The sequence below is a fragment of the Enhydrobacter aerosaccus genome (assembly GCF_900167455.1).
In the GTDB taxonomy this organism is placed as follows: Bacteria; Pseudomonadota; Alphaproteobacteria; order Reyranellales; family Reyranellaceae; genus Reyranella; species Reyranella aerosaccus.
In genome coordinates, this window is the sequence record NZ_FUWJ01000001.1 from 35,335 (window position 1) to 58,625 (window position 23,291).

Annotated in this window: 20 protein-coding genes; 15 read left to right on the forward strand and 5 right to left on the reverse strand. The window is 63.1% G+C overall.

The window, feature by feature from the left end; genetic code table 11:
* The first annotated feature begins 100 nt into the window (after positions 1-100).
* From B5D62_RS00175 to B5D62_RS00195, 5 genes are all read left to right on the forward strand, one after another.
* Positions 101-1,042: an ABC transporter permease gene (locus tag B5D62_RS00175; RefSeq protein WP_085931806.1), complete on the forward strand. Its 942-nt coding sequence runs from the start codon at positions 101-103 to the stop codon at positions 1,040-1,042.
* Complete coding sequence (locus B5D62_RS00180; protein WP_231714679.1) at positions 1,039-1,953, forward strand: ABC transporter permease; 915 nt, start codon at positions 1,039-1,041, stop codon at positions 1,951-1,953. The genes B5D62_RS00175 and B5D62_RS00180 overlap by 4 nt, the downstream gene beginning before the upstream one ends.
* A gap of 17 nt (positions 1,954-1,970) precedes the next feature.
* Positions 1,971-2,960, forward strand: coding sequence for an ABC transporter ATP-binding protein (locus B5D62_RS00185; protein ID WP_085933443.1), 990 nt, complete (start codon positions 1,971-1,973; stop codon positions 2,958-2,960).
* Positions 2,957-3,970, forward strand: coding sequence for an ABC transporter ATP-binding protein (locus tag B5D62_RS00190; RefSeq protein ID WP_085931809.1), 1,014 nt, complete (start codon positions 2,957-2,959; stop codon positions 3,968-3,970). The genes B5D62_RS00185 and B5D62_RS00190 overlap by 4 nt, the downstream gene beginning before the upstream one ends.
* A 298-nt stretch (positions 3,971-4,268) precedes the next feature.
* The gene (locus B5D62_RS00195) at positions 4,269-6,332 is read left to right on the forward strand and encodes a molybdopterin-containing oxidoreductase family protein (RefSeq protein ID WP_085931810.1); all 2,064 of its coding nucleotides are present in this window, start codon (positions 4,269-4,271) and stop codon (positions 6,330-6,332) included.
* Here the strand turns inward: B5D62_RS00195 and B5D62_RS00200 are convergent.
* The 5 genes from B5D62_RS00200 to B5D62_RS00220 are packed head-to-tail and all read right to left on the reverse strand — an operon-like array spanning position 6,329 to position 10,884.
* A complete protein-coding gene (locus B5D62_RS00200; protein WP_085931812.1) occupies positions 6,329-7,033 on the reverse strand; it encodes an ABC transporter ATP-binding protein in 705 nt (234 codons plus the stop codon). The two genes, B5D62_RS00195 and B5D62_RS00200, sit on opposite strands and share 4 nt — an antisense overlap.
* The gene (locus B5D62_RS00205) at positions 7,011-7,802 is read right to left on the reverse strand and encodes an ABC transporter ATP-binding protein (protein WP_085931813.1); all 792 of its coding nucleotides are present in this window, start codon (positions 7,800-7,802) and stop codon (positions 7,011-7,013) included. The genes B5D62_RS00200 and B5D62_RS00205 overlap by 23 nt, the downstream gene beginning before the upstream one ends.
* Entirely contained in the window at positions 7,799-8,812 is a 1,014-nt protein-coding gene (locus B5D62_RS00210; protein WP_085931815.1) for a branched-chain amino acid ABC transporter permease, read from the reverse strand. Before B5D62_RS00210 ends, B5D62_RS00205 begins: the two co-directional genes overlap by 4 nt.
* Positions 8,813-8,814: 2 nt before the next feature.
* Complete coding sequence (locus B5D62_RS00215; RefSeq protein ID WP_085931817.1) at positions 8,815-9,696, reverse strand: branched-chain amino acid ABC transporter permease; 882 nt, start codon at positions 9,694-9,696, stop codon at positions 8,815-8,817.
* 6 nt (positions 9,697-9,702) lie between these two features.
* Positions 9,703-10,884, reverse strand: coding sequence for an ABC transporter substrate-binding protein (locus B5D62_RS00220; protein ID WP_085931818.1), 1,182 nt, complete (start codon positions 10,882-10,884; stop codon positions 9,703-9,705).
* 131 nt (positions 10,885-11,015) lie between these two features.
* Here B5D62_RS00220 and B5D62_RS00225 point away from each other — a divergent pair, with 131 nt between their 5' ends.
* From B5D62_RS00225 to B5D62_RS00270, 10 genes are all read left to right on the forward strand, one after another.
* Positions 11,016-11,807, forward strand: coding sequence for an enoyl-CoA hydratase/isomerase family protein (locus B5D62_RS00225; protein WP_170920713.1), 792 nt, complete (start codon positions 11,016-11,018; stop codon positions 11,805-11,807).
* A 29-nt stretch (positions 11,808-11,836) separates the two neighbouring features.
* Complete coding sequence (locus tag B5D62_RS00230; RefSeq protein WP_170920714.1) at positions 11,837-13,867, forward strand: hydantoinase/oxoprolinase family protein; 2,031 nt, start codon at positions 11,837-11,839, stop codon at positions 13,865-13,867.
* Entirely contained in the window at positions 13,864-15,918 is a 2,055-nt protein-coding gene (locus B5D62_RS00235) for a hydantoinase B/oxoprolinase family protein (RefSeq protein ID WP_085931822.1), read from the forward strand. The genes B5D62_RS00230 and B5D62_RS00235 overlap by 4 nt, the downstream gene beginning before the upstream one ends.
* The gene (locus B5D62_RS00240) at positions 15,915-16,853 is read left to right on the forward strand and encodes an NAD-dependent epimerase/dehydratase family protein (protein WP_085931823.1); all 939 of its coding nucleotides are present in this window, start codon (positions 15,915-15,917) and stop codon (positions 16,851-16,853) included. Before B5D62_RS00235 ends, B5D62_RS00240 begins: the two co-directional genes overlap by 4 nt.
* Complete coding sequence (locus tag B5D62_RS00245; RefSeq protein WP_085931825.1) at positions 16,850-17,593, forward strand: SDR family NAD(P)-dependent oxidoreductase; 744 nt, start codon at positions 16,850-16,852, stop codon at positions 17,591-17,593. The genes B5D62_RS00240 and B5D62_RS00245 overlap by 4 nt, the downstream gene beginning before the upstream one ends.
* Before the next feature lie 70 nt (positions 17,594-17,663).
* Positions 17,664-18,344: a GntR family transcriptional regulator gene (locus tag B5D62_RS00250; RefSeq protein WP_170920715.1), complete on the forward strand. Its 681-nt coding sequence runs from the start codon at positions 17,664-17,666 to the stop codon at positions 18,342-18,344.
* A gap of 16 nt (positions 18,345-18,360) precedes the next feature.
* A complete protein-coding gene (locus tag B5D62_RS00255) occupies positions 18,361-19,251 on the forward strand; it encodes an allantoinase PuuE (protein ID WP_085931827.1) in 891 nt (296 codons plus the stop codon).
* A 359-nt stretch (positions 19,252-19,610) separates the two neighbouring features.
* On the forward strand, positions 19,611-20,396 hold the full coding sequence (locus tag B5D62_RS00260) for a DeoR/GlpR family DNA-binding transcription regulator (RefSeq protein WP_085931829.1): 786 nt from the start codon (positions 19,611-19,613) through the stop codon (positions 20,394-20,396).
* A 256-nt stretch (positions 20,397-20,652) separates the two neighbouring features.
* The gene (gene glpD / locus B5D62_RS00265) at positions 20,653-22,185 is read left to right on the forward strand and encodes a glycerol-3-phosphate dehydrogenase (RefSeq protein WP_085931830.1); all 1,533 of its coding nucleotides are present in this window, start codon (positions 20,653-20,655) and stop codon (positions 22,183-22,185) included.
* Positions 22,182-23,285 (forward strand): ABC transporter ATP-binding protein, encoded by a 1,104-nt coding sequence (locus B5D62_RS00270; RefSeq protein ID WP_085931831.1) that lies wholly within the window; start codon positions 22,182-22,184, stop codon positions 23,283-23,285. Before glpD ends, B5D62_RS00270 begins: the two co-directional genes overlap by 4 nt.
* The last annotated feature ends 6 nt before the right edge of the window (positions 23,286-23,291 follow it).

The window sequence follows — 23,291 nt, forward strand, 5'->3', positions numbered from 1 at the left end:
ACCAGGCATGCACCATGCCGGCAAAGGGCTCCTGACCATGCCGTCCCGAGCAAGCCATCGTCACCGTCAGCGCCTCGGTCAACACCGGTAGGAGGAGATCTTGGTCGCTTACATCGCCCGACGCGTCCTAGCCATCATTCCTGTCATGGCCGTGGTGGCGATGTTTGTCTTTTTGTTGCTTTATTTGTCACCGGGCGATCCAGCGGTTGTTATCGCCGGTGACCAGGCTACGCCAGAAGATGTCGAGAAGATCAGGCAGGGCCTGGGCTTGGACCGTCCGTTCTTCGTCCGCTTCGCCGAGTGGATCTGGCAGATCGTGCATTTCGACCTGGGGACATCGATATTCACCGGGCAGCCGGTGTCGACGCTGATTGCCCAACGTATCGAGCCAACGCTGTCGCTGATGGTCATAACGCTGCTGTTTGCCGTCATCACCTCGATACCGCTGGGCATTCTCGCTGCCTGGAAAGCGGGGGCCTGGCTAGACAGAATTATCATGACCTTCGCCGTTTTCGGATTCTCGGTGCCGGTCTTTGTCGTCGGCTATGTCCTTGCCTACGTCTTTGCCCTCGAACTCGACTGGTTGCCCGTGCAGGGCTATTCGCCCATCGCTCAGGGCATAGGCCACTGGCTCGAGGGGCTGTTGCTTCCGGCCGCCACACTCGGCTGTGTCTACATTGCCCTGATCGCCCGCACGACGCGCACTGCCGTGCTCGAAGTGCTTCGCCAGGATTACATTCGAACCGCGCGCGCGAAGGGGGTGGGGCAGATTGCTACCCTCTTCCTGCATGCCCTGAAGAACGCTGCGGTTCCAGTCGTCACCGTGATTGGCATCGGTGTTGCTCTGCTGATCGGCGGAGCGGTGGTGACCGAAAGTGTGTTCGCTATCCCAGGGTTGGGACGATTGACCGTCGATGCCATTCTCCGGCGTGACTATCCCGTCATTCAGAGCCTCGTGCTGCTGTTCTCACTTGTGTACGTGCTCGTGAACCTCGCCGTTGACCTTCTCTACACAGTCGTTGACCCGAGGATCAGATATTGAACGCTCCTCGCCTCGGGCCAACGAATGGGTTGGCGATTGCCACTCCGCTTCCAGATATCCTCCCGGATGTCAGGCGCCCCACAGGCGCGATCGGATTTCTGCGCCGATATCCGGCGATCGCCGTAGGCGGCGGTTTGCTTGGCGTGATGATATTCGTGGCGCTCTTCGCGCCCATACTGGGGACCGTGGATCCGACCGCTATTGCCGCGCGTCTTCGGACGCGGGAACCGTCGGCATTGCACTGGTTCGGGACCGACATGCTTGGGCGCGATCTTTATTCGCGTGTGCTCTACGGTGCGCGAGTTTCACTGATCGTAGGCTTTTCGGTCGCGGCCTTATCGTCCATCGGGGGCCTCGCCATCGGTCTGTTCTCGGGATTCTTCCGTGCGATGGATGCGGTCGTGATGCGGGTGATGGATGGCATCATGTCGATTCCCTCCATCCTGCTTGCGGTAGCGCTGATGGCCCTGACGCGTGGCTCCGTGGGCAACGTCATCATTGCGATTACAATCGCGGAAACGCCGCGGGTGTCTCGACTGGTGCGCGGGGTGGTGCTGTCCCTGCGCGAGCAAGCTTATGTCGATGCGGCGATCACCTGTGGCACACGCACTCCCGTGATCGTGCTCAAGCACATCCTGCCGAACGCGCTCGCTTCCATTATCGTCCAGGCCACGTACGTCTGCGCCAGCGCCATGATTACCGAAGCGATCCTGTCGTTCATCGGAGCAGGCACTCCGCCTTTCATTCCGTCGTGGGGAAACATCATGGCCGAGGGGCGGGCGCTCTGGCAGGTCAAGTTCTACATCGTGCTTTTTCCAGCGATCTTTCTCTCGATGACGGTGCTGGCGGTCAATCTGCTCGGCGATGGATTGCGCGATGCCCTTGACCCGCGGATGACGAAAGCGGCGTGACTCCCATGCCCGATAGCTTGCCGTTGCTGGAGGTGGTGGACCTGCAAACGCATTTTCGTACCCCCGACGGTATCAATCGAGCCGTGGATGGCGTTTCGTTCACCGTCAAGGCGGGGGAGACCCTCGCTGTGGTAGGCGAATCTGGCTGCGGTAAGTCGGTCACCGCGATGTCGTTGCTGCGCCTGGTTCCGGAGCCGCCGGGAAAGATCGCGGGTCGCATCCTGTTCCAGGGCAGAGACCTGCTAGCCCTGACCGAAAGGGAAATGAAAGCGATCCGTGGCAAAGAGCTCTCGATGATCTTCCAGGAGCCGATGACGAGCCTCAATCCGGTGCTCACCATTGGCTTCCAGCTGCGGGAAACGTTGCGCTTGCACGAGAAGGTCGATCGCAGGACTGCGGAACGTCGCGCCATCGAGCTACTGGATCTCGTGGGCATTCCAGAGTCGCGCCGGCGAATGTCCGAGTATCCGCACCAACTTTCTGGCGGAATGCGCCAGCGCGTGATGATCGCTATTGCGCTGGCGTGTTCACCAAAGCTGCTTATCGCCGATGAGCCTACGACGGCCCTCGACGTCACCATCCAGGCGCAGATTCTCGATTTGATGACAGACTTGAAGCGACGCATCGGAGCCGCGATCGTTCTGATCACGCATGATCTCGGCGTCGTGGCGGAGGTCGCAGAGCGCGTGATGGTGATGTATGCGGGCCGCAAGGTCGAGGAAGCACCGGTTGCCGACCTGTTTCGCGCGCCCAAGCATCCTTATACGCAGGGCCTTCTAGGAGCGGTGCCGAGGCTCGGCGCCTCGTTGTTGGACGCCGAAAGTAAGCTACTGGAAATTCCAGGAGTCGTTCCCAGCCTTAAGCAACGAATCGTGGGCTGCGTCTTCGCGGGGCGCTGCCCTCACGCAACCGATATCTGCCGGGAGGCGATGCCTGCCCTTGACGTCAAGGCGCCGAACCATATCGCGGCTTGTCACCATGCGGCGACAGAACCGGCGGCTGCATGAGCAGGCCGTTACTGGAGGTCAACGACCTCAAGAAGTATTTCCCGATCAAGGGTGGCTTGCTCGGCGGGATCAAGGCCCAGGTGCACGCCGTCGATGGCGTCTCGTTCCATGTCTCCCGAGGGGAGACGCTTTCCCTTGTCGGCGAGTCCGGCTGTGGCAAGTCGACAGTCGGTCGTGCGATCCTGGGATTGTTTGACATCACGGCTGGCCAGGTGGTGCTGGACGGCAAGCGCATCGATCAGCTCTCGGCGCGCGTGCTCCGCCCTCTTCGGCGGCGAATGCAGGTGGTGTTCCAGGATCCGTTCTCAAGTCTCAATCCGCGCATGAAGGTTCGCGACATCATCGCCGAGCCTGTTCGGAATTTCGGCTTGGCCACGAGCAAAGCGGATTTGGAGCACAAGATCCGGGCCGTGGCGGAATTGGTTCGCTTGCCTCAGGACGCCCTGGGTCGGTGGCCGCACGAGTTCTCGGGAGGCCAGCGTCAGCGCATCGGCATCGCCCGGGCTTTGGCGGCGGAACCGGATCTGATCATTTGCGATGAAGCGGTGTCCGCCCTCGACGTTTCGGTGAAGGCGCAGATCGTCAATTTGCTGCAAGAGCTGCAGAAGCAGTTGGGATTGGCACTTCTCTTCATCAGCCACGATCTGGCCGTGGTCGAGCACATGACGCATCGCGTCGCGGTCATGTATCTGGGGCGTATCGTTGAGATGGCACCCAAGCGCGAAATATTCGCCGCACCGAGGCATCCCTATACGAGCGCGCTGCTTTCAGCGGTGCCGGTGCCGGAGCCTGCGACCGACCGTCGGCGCGTTGTTCTCAAAGGCGACGTTCCGAGCCCGATCAATCTTCCCTCTGGTTGCCGCTTCCACACCCGCTGTCCTTATGCCTTCGATCGCTGTCGCGTGGAGGACCCCGAGTTGAGGCTATCGGACAAGGATCACTTCGTAGCTTGCCATCTGCAACAGCCCGGTTTGGCTGGCGTTGCGGGAGTGGCTGTCGGACAGGATTGAACTGTCGAGCTCGCCCTTACGAGGGGAGGGCCCATCGTTGGCGTGATGCGGGCGCCTTTGAAGGCCTTCGCTTCCTTTACATAAAATGCCTCATGCGCGGGCGGACTGTTCGGACTGACCAGACCGATGTGTGATGTGTCGGCGCGAAATCCGCAGACTTCCATTGTTGAACACCACGTGCATCCTTGTGAAAATACGAGTCGCGTTCGTCCAGAGTCATCGCGAAGCGCAGACGCTGGATAATGTCCAAATGACGCTCTGCGTCTGATCTTCCAGCGGAGAACCGGGAGGCGAGGCAATGGGCAAGGAGTTCTGGAAGTCGGCCTGTCCCCACGACTGCCCGAGCGGCTGCGCGCTCGAGGTGGAAAGACTCTCCTCAAGTCGCATCGGACGTATACGGGGTGCCGCAGCGAATGATTACACGGATGGCGTCGTCTGCGCGAAGGTCGCTCGCTACGCCGAGCGGGTGCACCATCCTGACCGTCTCAAGCGGCCCTTGCAGCGCATTGGCGAGAAGGGAAGCGGGGAGTTTCGTCCGATCTCCTGGGACGCGGCCTTGGACGAGATCGCCGGCGCGTTCGCCAAGGCAACGGAGCAGTACGGACCCGAGGCGGTTTGGCCCTATCACTCCGGAGGGACGATGGGCGTCGTGCAGCGCTACGGCATCGAGCGTCTGCGCCACGCGTTCGGCTATTCGCGGCAACACAGCACCATTTGCATGACGCCAGCCGAGTCCGGCTGGCGCGCTGGTGTCGGCAAGCTTACCGGCGCGGACCCTCGTGAAATGGCTCAGTCGGACCTGATCGTCGTATGGGGTGGTAATCCGGTCTCGACGCAGGTGAATGCGATGACGCATATCGCCAAGGCCCGGAAGCAGCGCCAGGCCAAACTCGCCGTGATCGACGTCTACCGCACGCCGACGGTAGAGGCCGCGGACATCGGCCTGGTCTTGAGGCCGGGTACGGACGGAGCCCTTGCGTTGGCGATGATGCATGTCTTGCTCGCCGAGGGCTTGGCCGATCGCGACTACCTCACGCAGTACACTGATTTCGACGCCGATGTCGAAGCGCATCTCGCTGACAAGACGCCCGATTGGGCGGCGCAGCTGACCGGTCTTTCCGTGGACGAGATCGTCGAGTTTGCGCGGCTCTACGGCCGCACACCCAAGTCCTTTCTCAGGCTTGGCTTTGGCTTTACGCGTTCGCGCAATGGCGCCTCCGCTATGCACGCCGTCAGTTGTCTGCCGGCCATCACGGGCGCCTGGAGGTATGCCGGCGGCGGAGCCTTCTTCATCAACTGGGACATCTGGTCGTTGGATCTAGCGCTTGCCCATGGACTTGACTGGGTGAATCCGGCGACGCGCATCCTCGATCAATCGCGCATCGGTCCGGTGCTGTGCGGTGAGCCGGCTGCTCTTGCCGGCGGGCCGCCCGTCACGGCCATGCTGATGCAGAATGCGAACTCCGCCAATGTCGCCCCGGACAGCGGCGTTGTCGCGAGAGGCTTATCGCGCAGCGACCTGTTCCTGTGCGTACACGAGCAGTTCATGACCGCAACGGCAAGATACGCCGATATCGTCCTGCCGGCGGCAATGTTTCTCGAGTACGATGATATCTACTACGGCTTCGGACAAACGCACCTGAGCGCTGGTCCGCGTGTGCTGGATCGGTATGAAGAATGCCGCAGCAATCACGAGGTCGTGTGTCAGCTTGGCCGTCGGCTGGGCGCCAACCACCCGAGCTTCGAGATGACAGCGGTCGAACTACTGGACGCCACACTTCGAGCGTCCGGGAAAGGAACGTGGGAGGATCTGGCACGACGGGGCTGGATGGATTGCGCGCAGGAGTTCGAAGAATCGCACTTCTTGAAGGGCTTTCCGACCCCGGATGGCCGTTTCCATTTCAAGCCCGACTGGGCCGCCATCGGCCCATATCACGCAGGCATGGTGGCGTTGCCGCAGCATTGCGAGAACTTCGAACGTCCTACTGCGGCCTTTCCGTTCCGACTGGTCGTGCCCCCGGCTCGAACGTTCCTGAATACGACCTTCACCGAGACGTCGAGTTCCGTCGCCCGCGAGGGCCAGCCGCGGGCCTTGGTGAATCCTGCCGACGCCGACAGGCTCGGTATTGTCGAGGGATCATTGGTGCAAGTCGGTAATGACCGCGGCCAGATCAGAGTGCGTGCCCGGATAGAGCAGACAGCCCGGACCGGCGTCGTCATCGTCGAAGGCAACTGGCCAAGCAATGCCTTTCTCGACGGCGTGGGTGTCAATGTGCTGATCGGATCCGACGCAGTGCCGCCGAACGGCGGTGCCGCCTTCCATGATACCGCCGTGTGGGTGCGAAGCGCTCAGGAACGCTAACGCCCCAGATAGGACCGCAGCACCTCGGGATTGTCGACCAGGCCCGCAGCTGGACCGGAGAAGGTGATTTCGCCCCCCTGCAGGATGTGTGCCTGCTCCGCGACGGCGGCAGCGACACCGATGTTCTGCTCGACCAGCAGAATGGTGAGACCCCGCTTGTTGAGGGCGAGGATGACATCGACCATATCGCCCACGATCGAGGGGGCGAGACCGGCAGAAGGTTCATCCATCAGCAGGCAGCGAGGCCGCGCCATCAGCGCCCGCGCGATCGCGACCATCTGCTGCTCACCACCGCTCAGACTGCCGGCTCGGCGCCTGCGGCCTTCAGCCAGCTTGGGAAACATCGTGTAGATCTCGTCCATGTCCGACCGAATGCCGGCCCAGTCGCGTCGCGTCGCGGCACCGAGTTCGAGATTGTCCTGAACCGACATGCTCGGCCATACCTCGCGGCCTTGCGGTACCTGGGCAATGCCATGCCGCACGATGCTGTCTGGAGAGAGTCCGGCGCATTCATGGCCTTCGAACACGATCGAACCGTCACTGGGCCGCACCAAACCGGACAAGGTGTTCAGCATTGTCGTCTTGCCGGAACCATTGCCGCCCAGCAGTGCGACCACTTTCCCAGCGGGCACGTCGAAGGTCACGTCGCGCAAGACCTGCGTGATGCCGTAGGAGACTTTAAGATGCCGAATGGCGAGCACGGAGTTCTTTCCCGAGATAGGCCTCGATGACCTGACTGTCGTTGCGGACGGCGTCGGGTGGGCCCTCGGCTATCTGCCGCCCTGAGCTCAGCACCGTTACCTGGTCGCAGACATCCATGACGAGACGGATCACGTGTTCGATCAAGATCAGCGTGACACCTTTCTCGTCGCGAATTCGCCGGAGAAGCGTGTCGAACTCGGCCAGGCGGTTCAGGCTGAGACCTACGGCGGGTTCGTCCAGCAGTACCACTTTGGGCGCTCCGATCAGGGTACGCGCGATCTCGATCACGCGTTGCTGACCGAACGACAGGGCAGAGCCAGGCCGATCCGCAAAGGCAGACATGCCGACGAACTCGAGTGCCAGTCGGGCTTCCTCTTCGGCCGCTTCCTCTTCTTCCCGATAGCCTCGCAGGTTGAACGCTGCTGCCACCAGGCCCGCCGACGTCCGGTGGTGCAATCCGGTCATCAGGTTCTCGAGCACCGTCATGCCGCGGAACAGCTGGGAGGTCTGGAACGTGCGACCGAGGCCCAGTCGCGCAATCTCATTGGGCTTGCGGCCGACGATGGAAACGCCGTCGAGCAGAATGTCCCCGATATTCGGAGCATGGATGCCCGAGATGACATTGAGCATCGTCGTCTTGCCGGCACCGTTCGGTCCGATAAGGCCACGAATTTCGCCCGGTTGGACATCGAGATTGACGCCATCAAGGACCTTCACGCCGCCGAAACTCACGGAAACGTTGCGAACGGACAGCAAAGGCGCGGTCATGGCCGGACCTCGCTGCGTGGCGTCGTCACGGCTGCAGGGCCGGGAGGGGAATTCCGGCGTCGTGATCTGTGCACGGGCTCTTCCCAGCCCCGGACTTTTGCCTTCAGCGCGCCAATGATCCCGTTCGGCATGAACAGGATGAAGCCGAGAAGAATTGCACCGAAGGCGATCTCCTGCAGCCCTTTCACGGTGCGTAAGGCCTCCAGGGCCGTGATGATGGCGCCCGCGCCCAGGAGCGATCCGACGATCGAGCCGAGCCCGCCCACGACCACCATTGCCTTCTGCAGGACCATCTGGAACAGGTCGTAGCCCTCGGGGGATACGAAGTTGAGCAATGCCGAATAGAGACCGCCGGCTACGCCGGCATAAAATCCGCTGATCCCGAAGGCGAGGGCCTTGTAGCGCAAGAGATCGACGCCCAGGGACTGAGCGGCTATTTCGCTGTCCCGTACAGCAATGAAGGCGCGCCCAATTCGAGAGCGGACGGCATTTTGCGCCAGGACATAGAGCACGACCACCAGGATCAGGGTGAGATAGTAAAGGCCAGCCTGCTTCGACACCGGCAGCGGTGCGAAGGAGATCGGCGGCGTCTTGAAACCTCCCGCGCCGTAGGTCACCGATTCCCAGTTCAGGAACACCCATTGCGTGAACTGCGCGAAGGCCAGCGTGGAGACCGCGAGATACAGCCCTCGAAGGCGAAGAGCCGGTAACGAGATCGCAAGACCGACGGCTGTCGCGATCAGGGCGCCGGACGGGAAGGCCAGCCAGAAAGGCCAGCCAACGCGAACCTGCAGCAGGCCGGTGGCATAGGCGCCAATGCCGAACATGGCGGCGTTGGCGAAGGCCAACTGTCCCGTGTAGCCGAGCAGTATATTGAGTCCGATCGACAACAGAACGTAGATCAGGATCGTGTTGGCGACGAAGAGATAGTAGTCGTTGACGAAAGAGGGCGCTATGGCGGCAGTCAGGGCCAGGACCATGAGGACGTTACGCCGACCGAAAAGCGTCATGTCTAGATCCGCCGCATCCCTTTAAGCCCAAGCAAACCGGTCGGGCGCACTACCAGAACGAACATGATGACGATAAAGGCCGAGACTTCCATGAAGCTCGAGTTGATGTAGCCACCCGCGAGCGCCTCGATGACGCCGATGCAGAAGCCGCCCAGGACGGCGCCGGGCAGGCTCGTGAGACCGCCCAGAACCGCGGCCGCGAAGCCCTTGATGAAGAATGAAAAGCCCATGTCGGGATAGAGCAAGGTGAGGGGAGCCATAAGCACTGCCGCCGCTGCGGCGATGGCGGCTCCGGTACCGAATGACAGCATGTAGATCCGGTCGACACGGATCCCGACGAGCTTCGATGCCTTGGCGTTGTCGGCGGCCGCTTGCATCATCTTGCCGGCACGGGTGAGCCTGAAGAATGCTGCGAAGACAAGCATGATAACGATGGCACCGGCGAGGACCGCGATCTGTTGCGGAATCACCATGATCTCACCAAAGGAGATCGGGTCCGGGGAGGTGATGGGCGGGAAGGATAGATAGTCGCCTTTGCCGCCCCAGATGACCCGCGCTGCGCCCCGAACCACGAAGGCCAGGCCAATCGTGGCCAGCACAAGGCTGACGACGTCTGCGTTCTTGATCGGCCGAAAGGCGATCAGGTTGGTGGCGACGCCCAGGGCGAAGCCAAGCACTACCGCGATCGCCAGCGACGGAAGATAGCTGACGCCAAGCTGGACGTGCAGCGTCCAGGCGAGCAGTCCGGAGAACATGAAGAGCTCGCCGTGGGCGAAATTGATGACGCCCGTGGATTTGTTGACGACGACAATGCCGAGGGCGATCAGCGCATAGAGCGAGCCCGTCGTCAGCCCGCTCAACAGCAGATACGTAAGAAGGATCAAGGACCTCTACTCGACCTTGGTGACTTCCAGGACTCGCACCGGTTTGCCGGGCTCCTTCGCGATCCAGACGGGGGCTTTGTTGCAGCGGTGATCCGTCTCGGTGCAGGTGATGCCTGCCCCATACACGTCGGTTGGGAAGTTCGTCAGGTGATTGAGGGCGGCCACCAGTTTTTCACGAGTGAGATCTCGGCCAGCACGCTTGAGTGCCTCGACCATGACCTGCGCACTGCCGATCCCAAACAGGTTGAACACCGACAGACGGTCGCCCGAAAACTTGGTCTCGATCGCCTTGCGCCACTTGTCCATGGCAGGATCTTCCGGCGTGTAGCGCACCATCGAAATGGTTCTGAAAAGCGCGGTGGCTCCAGGTGAACCAACCTGTTCTTCGAAGGCGGCGGGGTCGGCGATGCCGGTCTGGCCAATGGCCAGCGGCTTGTAGCCCAATTTCTGCGCATCGCGCATGAAGATGGCGGCGGGCTTGGGGTAGAGGACGATGAGGACTGCATCCGCATTGGCCGCCTTGAGTCGCAGGACCTGAGCCGTCGCGTCATTGGCGTCGGGCGCCATCTCCTCATCTGCAACCGGTGTTATGCCTCTTTTCTTGAAGGCTTCCATCAACGGGGTATAGCGAGCCCGACCCCAAGCATCGCGCATGGAAATGACGGCAATACGCTTGGCCTTCTGCGAAATCGCGTAGAGGAGCTGCGCTTCGCTTTCGATGGTCGAGGTAAGCGCTGCGCTGAAGATCGTGGGAGAAACCGGTGTCGTGATTCCATCATGTACAGACGCCATCACGACCAGCGGGATTTTTGCCTCGTCGAGAGCATCCCGGGCAGCAAATGTGGCGTTGCTGCAGCCGCCGCCGATCAGGGCAAAGACATTGTCTTCGGAGATCAGCTTCTTCACCGCGCCGATTGCAGCTGCCGGATCGCAGCGGTCGTCTTCTCGAACCAGCTGAAGTTTACGGCCGTTGACACCCCCGGCAGCATTGACCTCGTCGAAGACCGCCTCGATGCCGTTCATTGGCAGCTTGCCGTAAAGGTAGCCCGGGCCGGTGAGGGCTCCGAACGAGCCGATCCGGATCGTATCTGCGGTCACGCCCGGAACCTGTGCCGCACTGGTCTGTGCGATAGCGACGGACGCCAGCAGGCTGATGACCGCGAGCTGAACCCCTTGTTTCACTGCCATAACCCCCTCCGCTCAAGGTCTGCAGACATCCCTGGAAGGCCTGAAGCAACTTCCATTCCCTTGTCGGCAGCCAGTCGTGTATACAGTACACAAGTTCGCCAACCTATCAACCATGCAGACAGGGTGAATACGTGGCCAATCTTGCCGCAGAGATTTTGGTCAAGACCGTCGAAGGGATTGCCACCGTAACGCTCAACCGTCCCGCAAAGCGCAACGCGGTTTCGCTGGCGATGTGGAGTCGCCTCGCGGAGATCTTCTCCGACTTCGGGCGACAAGATGGACCTCGGGCCGCGATATTGACCGGAGCGGGTGGCCACTTCTGCGCTGGCGCCGATATCTCGGAGTTCCCGACGGTTCGCGCCAATGCAGCTATGGGCAAGATATATGAGGAGGCTGCAGACGCCGCGACACGCGCCGTACGTGATTGCCCGGTTCCAACAATTGCGGCCATCTCTGGCTATGCGATGGGCGGCGGATGCGGCCTCGCGCTCGCTTGCGACTTCCGGATCGGAGATGCAAGCGCGCGGATGGGCATTCCTGCGGCCCGGCTTGGCATTGTCTATGGTCCCCTGGACTGCTCGCTCCTGCTGCGGCAGGTCGGGCTCTCCAATGCCAAGCGCATACTGTTTTCCGGCCGGGCCTTCGACGTCGAAGACTGTCGTCAACTCGGCCTGCTCGACATGGTGTCAGAGCAGGGTAGTGCACTGGAGGCAGCGCATGCCTTCGCAAGCGATCTGTCCAAGAACGCTCCCCTGTCGCTTGCCGGCGCAAAGCTTGTCCTTGAGGCGCTGTCCTCTGGAACGGCTGAAGGGCGTGCTGGCGAGATCGAAACTGCGATCGCCCGCGCCATGGACAGTGAAGATTATCGCGAGGGTGCATCGGCCTTCACCGAAAAGCGGTCACCCCGATTCCTGGGGCGCTGATGAATGCAGAATTTGGGAGTGGCAAAACGATGAACTGGCTGGGCGTCGACGTTGGCGGCACGTTCACCGATCTGGTCCTCATGGATCGAGGGAGTGGCCGTCTTCAGATCCTGAAAACGCCTTCGACGCCTGCGGATCAGTCGGAAGGCATATTGGCCGGTATCGAGAAACTGTCGCTCGAGCCGGATGATCTGGAGCGCATCGTTCACGGGACGACGGTCGCGACCAATACGGCACTGGAGAGCGATGGCGCCAATCTGGCCGTGCTGGCGACCCGGGGCCATGGCGACGTGCTTGTCGTCGGCCGAGGCAATCGCATGATCATCTATAATATAAAGGCGCCGCCAAACCGGCCGCTGGTCGCGCGCTCCCGATGCTTCGAAGTGCGCGAACGACTAAGAGCCGACGGCAGTGTCGTTACCGCACTCGACGAGAACGACGTTGCCGAGATCGGTCGTCGCCTGGCCGAGAGCGGCGTCGAAGCCGTCGCGGTTTGCTTTCTTCATTCCTATGCCAATGCCGATCACGAGCGGAAGGCGGCCGAGATCCTGGCCCGTCACCTGCCGGATGCGGTGATTACAACCTCGTCGGAGGTGTTGCCGGAATATCGGGAATACGAGCGCTTCTCGACCACGGCGCTCAACGCCTATGTCGCGCCGCGCATGCGCCGGTATCTTGGCGAGTTACGCAACCGGTTGGGCAGCGCCGGTATTGCGGCACCTCTTTCCATCATGACGTCGAACGGCGGAACACTGCCCGCCGAGCGCGTGGAATCGATGCCGGTACTGTCGATGTTGTCCGGGCCGGCCGCGGGGGTAATCGCTGCCGGTTTCATCGGGCATGCCGCAGGTTTCCCCGACATCATTACCTGCGACATGGGCGGTACATCGACTGATGTCTGCATGGTGCGCGGCGGTGAATTCGGTATGACGACCGAAGGCCGTGTCGCGGCATTTCCGGTGAAGATCCGACAGATCGACATCAATACCGTCGGCGCCGGGGGCGGAAGCATCGCCGCTGTCTCCGGCGGCTTCCTGACTGTCGGACCGCGTTCGGCAAAGGCATATCCAGGGCCGGTCTGCTTCGACCGCGGCGGCACCGAACCGACCGTAACGGATGCCAACGTCGCCCTTGGGCGGCTCGGCGTCGATCAGCTTCTGGGCGGTGAGATCCGCCTCGATCGCGCGGCCGCGGTGGCGGCGGTGGAACGTCTTGGCGCCAAGCTCGGGCTTCCGGCAGAGCGGATGGCAGAGGGAATCCTGCGCATTGCCGTTGCCTCGATGGCGGGGGCGATCAAGGAAGTGTCGGTATTGCGCGGAATCGATCCGCGCGATTTTGCGCTCTTGGCCTATGGCGGAGCCGGGCCGCTGCAAGCAGCGGCAATAGCCGACGAACTGGGCATGCGCACAGTGGTGGTGCCGCCCATGCCCGGCAACTTCTCGGCCTTCGGGCTGTTGGTGGCCGACGTGCGCCGCGACTTCGTCCGTACCAGGGTGGCGACGATCGACAGGCTCGATCCGGCGGAGGTGCGGGAGATGCTCGCCGGCCTGGTGGCCCTGGGCGATGAGGAACTGGAAGCCGCCGGCTTCCCTTCGGACAAACGACGCTTCGCCGCAACTCTCGACATGCGCTATTCGGGACAGTCCTTCGAACTCTCGGTTCCTGTCGAGGTGGACTTTACCGACATGGCGAAGCTCGTGACGAGCTTTGAGACCGTGTACCGGACTCGCTATGGCGGCACGACCGGAGCGCCCATCGAAATCGTGAGCTACCGCGTGGCTGCTTGGGGACTGGCTGACAAACCCGGTCTGCCGCCGGTGGAAGCATGCGGCACGACGATGGACGGCGCCCGGCGGGGAGTGCGCCCTGTGATATTTGACGACGTGGCGCATGTCGCTCCGATTGTGGATCGTGAGCGAATGCCGCCCAACCTGGCGATCGATGGTCCGGCTGTCATCGAAGAGGCCGGGTCATCGACGGTGGTCCCGCCAGGCTGGTCCGCCGAGCGTGACCGGGTGGGATGCCTCGTGCTGCGGCGGCGCGGAGGAGACCTCCAATGAGCATCGATCCGATTACTCTCGAAGTCCTGACGCAGGGGCTCATCTCCATTGTGCGTGAGATGCGTGCGACCGTTTGCCGGACGGCGAGCTCGGTTGCGATCTATGATGCGAAGGATTTCTCATGCGGCCTCTTCGCGCCGGACAGCCAGGTCGTGGCGCAGTCGGAAGATATTGGATCGCATGTCGTGCCGCTGCCGTGGTCCGTACGATCGGCGATGGACAAGTTGGGCGGCGATATCGCGCCAGGGGACGTTATCCTGTCGAACGATCCCTACACCGGCGGTACCCATCTCAATGACGTGACCATCATCTTCCCGGTATTCGCAGGCGATCGGCTGATCTTCTTTCCGGCGGTTCGTGCGCACTGGGCCGATGTCGGGGGCATGGTGCCGGGAAGCATGTCCGGCAAGGCGACGGAGATCTATCAGGAGGGAGTCCGTATCCCGCCAATCAAGATCCAGGAGCGCGGCCGCTTCAATCAGGCCGCGTTGGATATTCTGCTTTCGAACATGCGGGTGCCGGAGGAGCGCCTTGGTGACCTGGAAGCGAGCCTGGCGTCCTGCCGTGTTGCCGAGAAGAGAATCCACGAGATCTGCGCGCGCTGGGGTGTGGATACGCTGCTCGAGGCCGTGCGTTTGGACCTCGATCGCTCCGAGGCGCGGATGCGTGCCTGCATCGCCGACCTTCCGGATGGGACCTATCGCTACGAGGACTATCTGGAAACCTACATGGACGGCACTTTCGAGCCGTTGCTTCTGCCGCTCGCGCTCACCGTCACGGGCGATCGAATGCTGGCCGATTTCACCGGCGCATCACCGCAGGTGCCTTTCCCCGTCAACTCGACGGCAGCCGTCACGGCTGCATCGGTCTTCATCGCCGTGAAGTCGATCTTCGATCCCGCCGCACCCCTGAACCAGGGTTCCTTCCGACCCATCGAGGTCATCGCACCTCCCGCGTCGATCGTAAACGTACAGCGACCCGCTCCGGCAGGGTCCCACGGCGAGATTCGCAAGCGTGTCATCGCCACGATGGTCGGCGCCCTGTCGCAAGTGGTCCCTGATCTTGTGGCCGGTGATCTTTGCCGAACATCCTTTCACAACCTGATCGGCGGATACGACGCAAAGCGTCAACGCGAATGGGTCCACTACGAATGGTCGGCCGGCGGCAATGGCGCATTCCGTGAAAGCGACGGGCCAAGCGCGATGGCAACCATCGACTGGGGCGATCTCGTAACGGTGCAATCAACGGAAGTCATCGAGACGCGCATGCCCCTCATGGTCGAGACATCGCGGCTCGCCATCGACTCGGGCGGAGCCGGCACAACCCGAGGAGGGCTCTCCATGCAGCGCTCGATCAAGGTCCTCGCGAGCGGCGCGCGCTATTCGCTGCTGTCCGATGGAGCCGTTGTCCCGGCGTTTGGCGTTCTGGGAGGGCTTTCCGGCGTACAGGTCGGGGCCTGGCTCGAAAGTGACGGGACCATCGAGAGTTTCGATACACCGGGCAAGGTCGCCGGACATCCGGTGGGCGACGGCAGTGTCGTGGTGATTCGGTCGGCGGGCGGCGGTGGCTATGGCGATCCGCTGCAGCGCGATCCAGCTCACGTCGCCGAGGACGTAAGCGAAGGCTATGTCTCCCGACAGGCCGCTCATGACCTTTACGGAGTGGTACTCGGGCCGAAGGGCGAGGTTGATCGGCGTACGACCAATGCCCTGAGAAAGCGATTGGGCGAAGCACGCTTCTCCCTGCCGGCGGTCCTGACCGCTGATTCGTATGAGAGCGGCGCCGTCAGCAAGCGGCGGGTTTGTCGCCTGCATCCGAAAGACGCAGCCGCGGCGGGCCTTCAGGCCGACGACCTGGTCGAGATTGATTCCCGTCGCGCTGCACCCCTTAGGGCGTGGCTGCGCATCGATCCGTCGACTGCCCCGGGGACCGTGCCGATTGATGACGCCGGCCTGGCGATATTGAAAGCGACCCCGGGGGATCGGTTGGAGATTCGGAGTATCGCAACCGTCGTCATGCCCCAGATCCGTCTCGCCGAGGCAGCCGAATGAAGGACGGCGCTGTACTTGTCACCGGCGTGGGCGGCCTCATCGGTGCGGCGGTCCTTCGCAGGCTGGTGGCAGAAGGTGTTTCCGTCGTCGCCTCGGATCGATCGCCGCCACCCGGCATCGACCTCGAGGGACACGGCATACCGTTCTTGACTCACGACCTGCCGGATCCCGCGCGCTGGCATGAGGCGATCTTGCGGTTTGGCATTCGCCGCGTCGTGCATGCCGGCGGGATTTCGGGGCCCATGGTCTTGCCTGACAATCCGAGTCGCGTCTGCGATGTGAACTTATCCGGGCTGGCCGCACTGCTGGAAGCCGCGCGCCTGCACCGGCTGGGTCGCATCGTCTGGTTCTCCTCGATCATGGCTTATGGGCAGCGGTCCGACCTGCTGCCGGTCGTCGAGGATGAACCGCTGCGCCCGCATACGGTCTATGGTGCGACCAAAGCTGCGGGGGAGGCCCTGATCCACGCGTATCATCTGGAGCATGGCGTCGATGCCGTCGCTTTCAGGGTCGCCTCCTGTTACGGCCCCGGACGTACGACTTCGTGCCTCATCCGCACCCTTGTCGAGGACGGTCTCGCCGGCCGACCGACCATCGTTGCTCCTGCCGTAGGGGTGACTCGGCAGCATATCTTCGTCGGGGACGTCGTGGCGGCTGTCCGCGCCGCACTGGATGCGGAGACACTCGATCGGCGTATCTACAATATTGGTCCGGGGATTTCGCAAGACCTGCAGGAGATATTGGAGCAGGTGCGCGAGGCCGTGCCGACGGCGACGATCGAAATCGATCCCAAGGGACTTGCTTGGAACACCTTCGGCCTTGGCCCTCTCGCGATCGATGCCGCACGCCGCGATTTCGGCTTCGTGCCGACGGTGCCGCTCGCCCAAGGAGCGATTGCGACGCGTAACTGGGTTCTGGAGCGCACTGGATCATGACGCTCGCTGACGATCTCGATTTCCATAGCCGCCGCATACTTATAACCGGTGCGGCCAACGGCTTCGGTGCGGCAATGGCCGGTCTTTTCCATGCCGCCGGTGCCGACCTGGTATTGGCTGACATCGAAGATCAGCCACTCGCTGAGGTCGCGCAGCGTTGCGGTAATGCCGAGGTCCATGTTTACGATCAGGCGGATCCTGCTTCCGTCGGGTCGCTTGCCGAGGCGGCTGGAGCCGTAGATATCCTGATCAACAATGCTGGTGTCCTGGTGGCAAAGCCGCTGCTCGATACAGGCCTCGAGGAGATGCGACGGGTGATCGATGTCGATCTGATCGGTGCGGTGCGGCTGATGCAGCTCGTCGGTGCCGGCATGGTCAGGCGTCGTCAGGGGGTGATCCTCTCGATCGGGTCGCAGACCGCCTTTTCGGGCGGAGAGAATCGAGCCATATATGCCGCCGCCAAGGCCGCGATTTCGCAGGTGACGAAGGCCGCTGCCGTGGAATGGGGCCCCCATGGCGTTCGGGTTCTGTGTCTGGCCCCAGGACGATCGCTAACACGACTTTCCCGTCAGACCGTGAAGGAGGGGCAGTCGGGCGACAGGGGGCTGGCGCGTGTTCCCCTTGGGCGATGGGGAACTGCAGAGGAGATCGCCAAGCTGGCAATGTTCCTGGTGTCGGATGCGGCCTCTTATGTGACCGGCGAAACCGTCATTGCCGATGGTGGCTATGTCATTGGCTAAGAAAGGCTCTTCCGTGGCCCCTTGGTCCACGAAGCCCGCTACAGCACCTGCCGGATTCCAACTTCCGTCCGTGATTGCGATCGAGGTGGCGCGAGTGCTGTCGGATCGGATCGTGTTCCTCGAACTCGCCCCGGATACCCGCATTCTCGAAGAGGAGGTCGGAGCAAGCTTTGGCGTCAGCCGATCGCCCATTCGCGAAGTCTTTCGAATGCTCGAAGCGGACGGGCTCGTCGTTCGCACGGCACGCAAAGGAGTAAGGGTGACGCCCATGAGCCGGCGCGATCTCGACGAGGTCTACGCCTGCCGCGTTGGTCTCGAGGGGCTGGCCGCAGCGGAGGCCGCGCGCCACATCGACGACGAAGGCCGAAAGCAGGTCAAGGCCTTGATTGCCGGCATGGGACAGGCCTTCAAGGCGAAGGATGTTCCGACCTTCTTCAATCACAATGTCAGCTTCACGAGGGCGATCCATACGGCCTCGCAAAACCAGACCCTCATCCGCATCGTGGCTGGCATCGAGAAGCAGGCGATGCGCTACCGTTACCTGGCTCATCTGCAGTCGAGCGAGATGCTGTCGATGACGCTTGAAGGTCATAGCGGTGTTGCAGATGCGGTCCTGGCGGGGGATGTGCCTCTGGCACGGCGCAGGGCAGAGCAGCTCATGAGGCGCGCTCATGATGTGATCGCAAAGGCGCTCTCCGAGTCCAGCTATGCCTTGCCCGGAGACAGCGGCGATACCTTCGAAGACTTGTAGGGGAGGGAGGAGAGTGATGCGGGATCTGGTTGGCTACGGCTGGAACTATCCCAAGGTCCGGTGGCCAGACGATGCGCGCGTGGTCGTCTCGCTGGTTCTCAATTACGAGGAGGGATCGGAGCTTTGCGTCGGCGACGGCGATCCTGATGGCGAGCGCGTCGGCGAATTTGTCTATCCGACGATGGATTCGAAGACCCGGGACCTCGGCGTCGAATCGACGTTCGAGTATGGCTCTCGCGTCGGCACGTGGCGCGTACTGGACCTGATGGCGGAGTATGGGGTCAAGTCCACGATATTTGGCTGCGGGAGAGCGCTCGAGCGCAATCCACTGGTCGCCCGCGCCTTCACGGCGCGCGGACATGAGGTGGCAGGACACGGCTATCGCTGGGTCGACCATTTCCGAATGGATCCCGACCAGGAGCGCGAGCAAATCAACCTCGCTGTAGCATCGATTGCGGCGACGACTGGCGAGCGTCCCGTTGGCTGGTATTGCCGATACGCTCCCAGCGTGAATACGCGGCGCCTCCTGATCGAAGAGGGCGGCTTCCTCTACGATTGCGATTCCTATGCCGACGAGATTCCCTACTGGGTGAAGGTCGATGACAGGCATCACCTGGTCGTGCCTTATCAGCTCGATGCCAACGACGCGAAGTTCTTCAGAGGGCCGGGATGGTCTGGCGCCGGAGAGTTCTGGGAGTATCTGCGCGACAGCGTGGACTGTCTGCTGAAGGAAGGCCGCACGGTGCCGAAAATGCTCAGCATCGGACTACACGGTCGCATCATTGGACGCCCCGGGCGCAGCACGGCTCTGGCCAGGTTTCTCGAGTACTGCCACAAGACACCGGGTGTAAGCTTCCAAAGGCGAGTGGATATCGCGAAATGGTGGCATGCGAATTTCCATCCGTGACGCAACACTGTCACGAGGCGATCAGGGATCTGGACCACTCGGGTTTAGGCGACCGCTAACGGAACCGGAGCATCGCCAGGACTTCGCGCCGCGAGTGCTCCTGCCGATCGAGGCCGCGCCGCTCCGGCCATCCGAAGGCGAAGCCCGGTGCGGTATGAGCTTGATTTTCGACTTCCCCCGCCGAGTCGGCGACAATGTTGCCGTATGCCGATCGAGCAGCTTTCCAGGCTTTCCCGGCCGGGAGGTCGAGTTTCGACGAGCGCCTTGAGGCACCGGTCCAAGGCCTTCGCCACCATTCGCTTCGGGATCGGAAGCGCCCGGGCTTGTTCCGTGCCGGTCGGTGCCTAGAATTGCCCGGCATGCAGACGACATCGGCCCGACAGAAGGAGATCATGGCGCTCGCCCGGGTGCAGGGACGGGTCAGCGTCGAGGGCCTTGCCGGGAAATTTGACGTCACGCCGCAAACCATCCGCAAGGACCTCAACGACCTCTGCGAGCGGCGGCTGCTGAACCGTATCCATGGCGGCGCCATCATCGCGTCGGCAGTCGAAAACACCGCCTACGAGGCGCGCCGGCTGATCGCCGCTCTGGAGAAGCGGGCGATCGGCGCACGGGCCGCGGCTCTGATTCCGAACCAGAGCTCGCTGTTCATCAACATCGGCACGACGACTGAGGAGGTGGCGCGCGCGCTCACCGCCCATGAGGACCTGCTGGTCATCACCAACAATCTCAACGTGGCGCGCACCCTCTACCCGTTTCCCAGCTTCGAGGTCATCGTGGCGGGCGGCCCAGTACGGCGCAGCGACGGCGCGATCGTCGGCGCCGCCGCCGTCGATCTCATCCGCCAGTTCAAGGTCGATACCGCGGTGATCGGCGCCTCGGCGATCGACGAAGACGGCGCCCTGCTCGACTTCGACTACCGCGAGGTCCGGGTCAGCCAGGCCATCATGGAGAACGCCCGCCGCGTCGTGCTGGTGGCCGACCGCCTGAAGCTCGAGCGTACGGCGCCGGTCCGCATCGGCCACATCTCGCAGATCCAGGTCTTCGTGACCGACCGTCTGCCCTCGGCCCGCCTGCGTGCGGTGTGTGCCGAGCACGCCGTCGACGTTATCGAGACCTCTGCCGCCGAGGCTGTCGGACAGTAGGCCTGCGTTTCGCTGTCATCGAGCGGCGGCCTCATCATCCTAAGCAGTACCGCTGTCATTCCGAGTGGCGCCCAAATCCCGGGCTCTGCTTGGGGTGACAAGCCAACCCGGCAGGGCAGGGCGGTCCGAACCCTTTTCCATCCAGCACAAAATATTCACCGAGCCGCGCGGTGCCCGCATTGCGAGTGCGAAAACATTCATTTAGAGTTCGTTTTCATACGAAAAAGAAATAATAACGAAAGAAGAGGAAACGCTCGTGTCGGCCGAGTTCGACCTCGCCATCGTCGGCGGCGGCGTCAACGGCTGCGGCATCGCCCGCGAAGCCGCGCGCCGCGGCCTGTCGGTTTTCCTGTGTGAGCAGGACGACCTCGCGTCGGGCACCTCGTCGGCCTCGACCAAGCTGATCCACGGCGGCCTGCGCTATCTGGAGCACTACGAGTTCCGATTGGTGCGAGAAGCTCTGCGTGAACGTGAGGTGCTGTGGCGCATGGCGCCGCATATAGTGAGGCCGCTCCGCTTCGTGCTGCCGCTTCATTCGGGATTGCGGCCGGGCTGGATGTTGCGGCTCGGCCTCTTCCTCTACGACCATCTAGGGGGGAGGGCGCTGTTGCCGGCGACCGAGACCTTGAATCTGACGCGTGATGTGTCAGGTGCTGCGTTGAAGCCTTCGTTCACGCGTGCGTTCGAATATTCCGACTGCTGGGTCGACGATGCCCGCCTCGTGGTCCTGATCGCCCTCGATGCTGCCAGGCACGGTGCCGTCGTGCGCACGCGGACCCGCTGCGTGTCGGCGGAGCGTGGGCCAGGCGGCTGGCGCGTGGTGGTCGAGGATCGCCACAGCCGGGCGCGCAGCGACATTCGCGCCCGCACCTTGATCAATGCCGCCGGTCCGTGGGTTGGCAGCATCCTCGCCGGCACGCTACCCAGCGAGGCGCCCGTGAAGGTCAGGCTGGTGCAGGGCTCGCATATCGTGGTGCGCCGCCTGTTCGACCACGACAAGTGCTACATTCTCCAGAACGCCGACGGCCGCATCGTCTTCGCAATCCCTTTCGAGCGCGACTTCACGCTGATCGGCACCACGGACCGCGACTATGTCGGCGATCTCGCGGCGGTAGCGGCCAGCGGCGCGGAGATCGACTATCTCTGCAGCGTCGCCAGCATGTACTTCCGGCAGGCGGTTACCCAGGCCGACGTCGTGTGGACCTATTCCGGCGTACGTCCCCTCTACGACGACGGCGTCTCGGAAGCCCAGGCCGTGACTCGCGACTATGTCCTGGCGCTCGACGCCCCGTCGGGAAGTGCCGCCCTGCTGAACATCATCGGCGGCAAGATCACCACCTTCCGCCGGCTGGCCGAAGCGGCGCTCGACAAGCTCGCGTCGGCGCTCCCGGCGGGCGGAGAATCCGCCGAAACCGGCACCCTGCCAGGCGGGGACTTCCCCGTGAACGGCCTCGGCGAACTCGCGGCCGACCTGCGCCGTCGCTATTCCTATCTCGCCGTCGACCACGCCGAGCGGCTGGCCCGCGCCTATGGAACGCGCGCCGCGACGCTGCTCGAGGACACCCACGGCTTGCCCGATCTCGGCCGGCGGTTCGGCGCCGATCTGACCGAGCGCGAGGTCGCCTTCCTGATGGACCACGAATGGGCCGAGACGGCGGGTGACGTCGTGTGGCGCCGCTCCAAGCTCGGCCTGCGCCTGACCGCGGCCGAGACAGCCGAACTCGACAACTGGATGACTGCGCGACGCGCGGCGCTGGCCGGCGGCCGCTCGGCGAGGCTCGCGTCATGACGCTCGGCCTCGAAAACGTCTCGCTGGTGCGCGGTGCGGTCGATCACCTGCGCGACGTCTCGCTCACCCTCGCGCGGGGCTCGCTGAATGTCCTGCTCGGCCCGACACTCTCGGGCAAGACGTCGCTGATGCGTGTCATGGCCGGGCTCGACGCGCCGACCACCGGCCGCGTGCTGGTCGACGGCCGCGACGTCACCGGCATCGACGTGCGCAAGCGCTCGGTGGCGATGGTCTACCAGCAGTTCATCAACTACCCCTCGCTCACCCTGTTCGAGAACATCGCCTCGCCGTTGCGGGTCCAGGGCCGGCCGCAGGAGGAGATCGAGCGGCGCGTGCGCGAGACCGCCCGACTCCTGAAGCTCGAGCCGTATCTCGGCCGCACGCCGCTCGCGTTGTCGGGTGGTCAGCAGCAGCGCACGGCGATCGCCCGCGCGCTGGTGAAGGGCGCCGACCTCGTGCTGCTCGACGAGCCGCTGGCCAATCTCGACTACAAGCTGCGCGAGGAGCTGCGCGCCGAGCTGCCGCGCATCTTCGAGCTGTCCGGCGCCATCTTCGTCTATGCCACGACCGAGCCTTCGGAGGCGCTGCTGCTGGGCGGCCGCACCATCTGCCTGTCCGAAGGTCGAGCGCTGCAGACCGGCGAAACCCCCGCCGTCTATCACCGCCCGAAAAGCCTGCGGGTGGCCGAGCTGTTCTCCGATCCGCCGCTCAATACGGTGGCGGTCGAGAAGCGCGACGGCTCGGTCGCCTACCACGGCGGCGGCACTGCGCCGGCGAATGGGCTCTACGCCGCGCTGCAGGACGGTCCGTATCGGGTCGGCTTCCGCGCCCATCAGCTCGCGGTCGCTGACGGTACAGGGAAGACCGCGGCGACCGCAGCGAATGGCCATCATGTGTTCCCGGCCATGGTCGCGCTGACCGAAATCACCGGCTCGGAGAGCTTCCTGCATCTGCGGCGCGACGGTGCCAACTGGGTTGCCGTGCTGCCCGGCGTGCACGAGTTTCTGCCCGGCCAGACGCTCGAGGCGGCCCTCGATCCCGACGACGTCTTCATCTTCGACATCGAGGGCCGGCTGGTTGCCGGTCCGGCAGGGAGCTGAGGCGCG

Excerpts from the sequence above, each read along its gene's own strand:
- B5D62_RS00230 (WP_170920714.1), top strand. The coding sequence starts at position 11,837 with ATGAACTGGCTGGGCGTCGACGTTGGCGGCACGTTCACCGATCTGGTC.
- B5D62_RS00260 (WP_085931829.1), top strand. The coding sequence starts at position 19,611 with ATGCAGACGACATCGGCCCGACAGAAGGAGATCATGGCGCTCGCCCGG.
- B5D62_RS00195 (WP_085931810.1), top strand. The coding sequence starts at position 4,269 with ATGGGCAAGGAGTTCTGGAAGTCGGCCTGTCCCCACGACTGCCCGAGC.
- B5D62_RS00205 (WP_085931813.1), bottom strand. The coding sequence starts at position 7,802 with ATGACCGCGCCTTTGCTGTCCGTTCGCAACGTTTCCGTGAGTTTCGGC.
- B5D62_RS00220 (WP_085931818.1), bottom strand. The coding sequence starts at position 10,884 with ATGGCAGTGAAACAAGGGGTTCAGCTCGCGGTCATCAGCCTGCTGGCG.
- B5D62_RS00270 (WP_085931831.1), top strand. The coding sequence starts at position 22,182 with ATGACGCTCGGCCTCGAAAACGTCTCGCTGGTGCGCGGTGCGGTCGAT.
- B5D62_RS00235 (WP_085931822.1), top strand. The coding sequence starts at position 13,864 with ATGAGCATCGATCCGATTACTCTCGAAGTCCTGACGCAGGGGCTCATC.
- B5D62_RS00240 (WP_085931823.1), top strand. The coding sequence starts at position 15,915 with ATGAAGGACGGCGCTGTACTTGTCACCGGCGTGGGCGGCCTCATCGGT.
- B5D62_RS00210 (WP_085931815.1), bottom strand. The coding sequence starts at position 8,812 with ATGACGCTTTTCGGTCGGCGTAACGTCCTCATGGTCCTGGCCCTGACT.
- B5D62_RS00190 (WP_085931809.1), top strand. The coding sequence starts at position 2,957 with ATGAGCAGGCCGTTACTGGAGGTCAACGACCTCAAGAAGTATTTCCCG.
- B5D62_RS00255 (WP_085931827.1), top strand. The coding sequence starts at position 18,361 with ATGCGGGATCTGGTTGGCTACGGCTGGAACTATCCCAAGGTCCGGTGG.
- B5D62_RS00245 (WP_085931825.1), top strand. The coding sequence starts at position 16,850 with ATGACGCTCGCTGACGATCTCGATTTCCATAGCCGCCGCATACTTATA.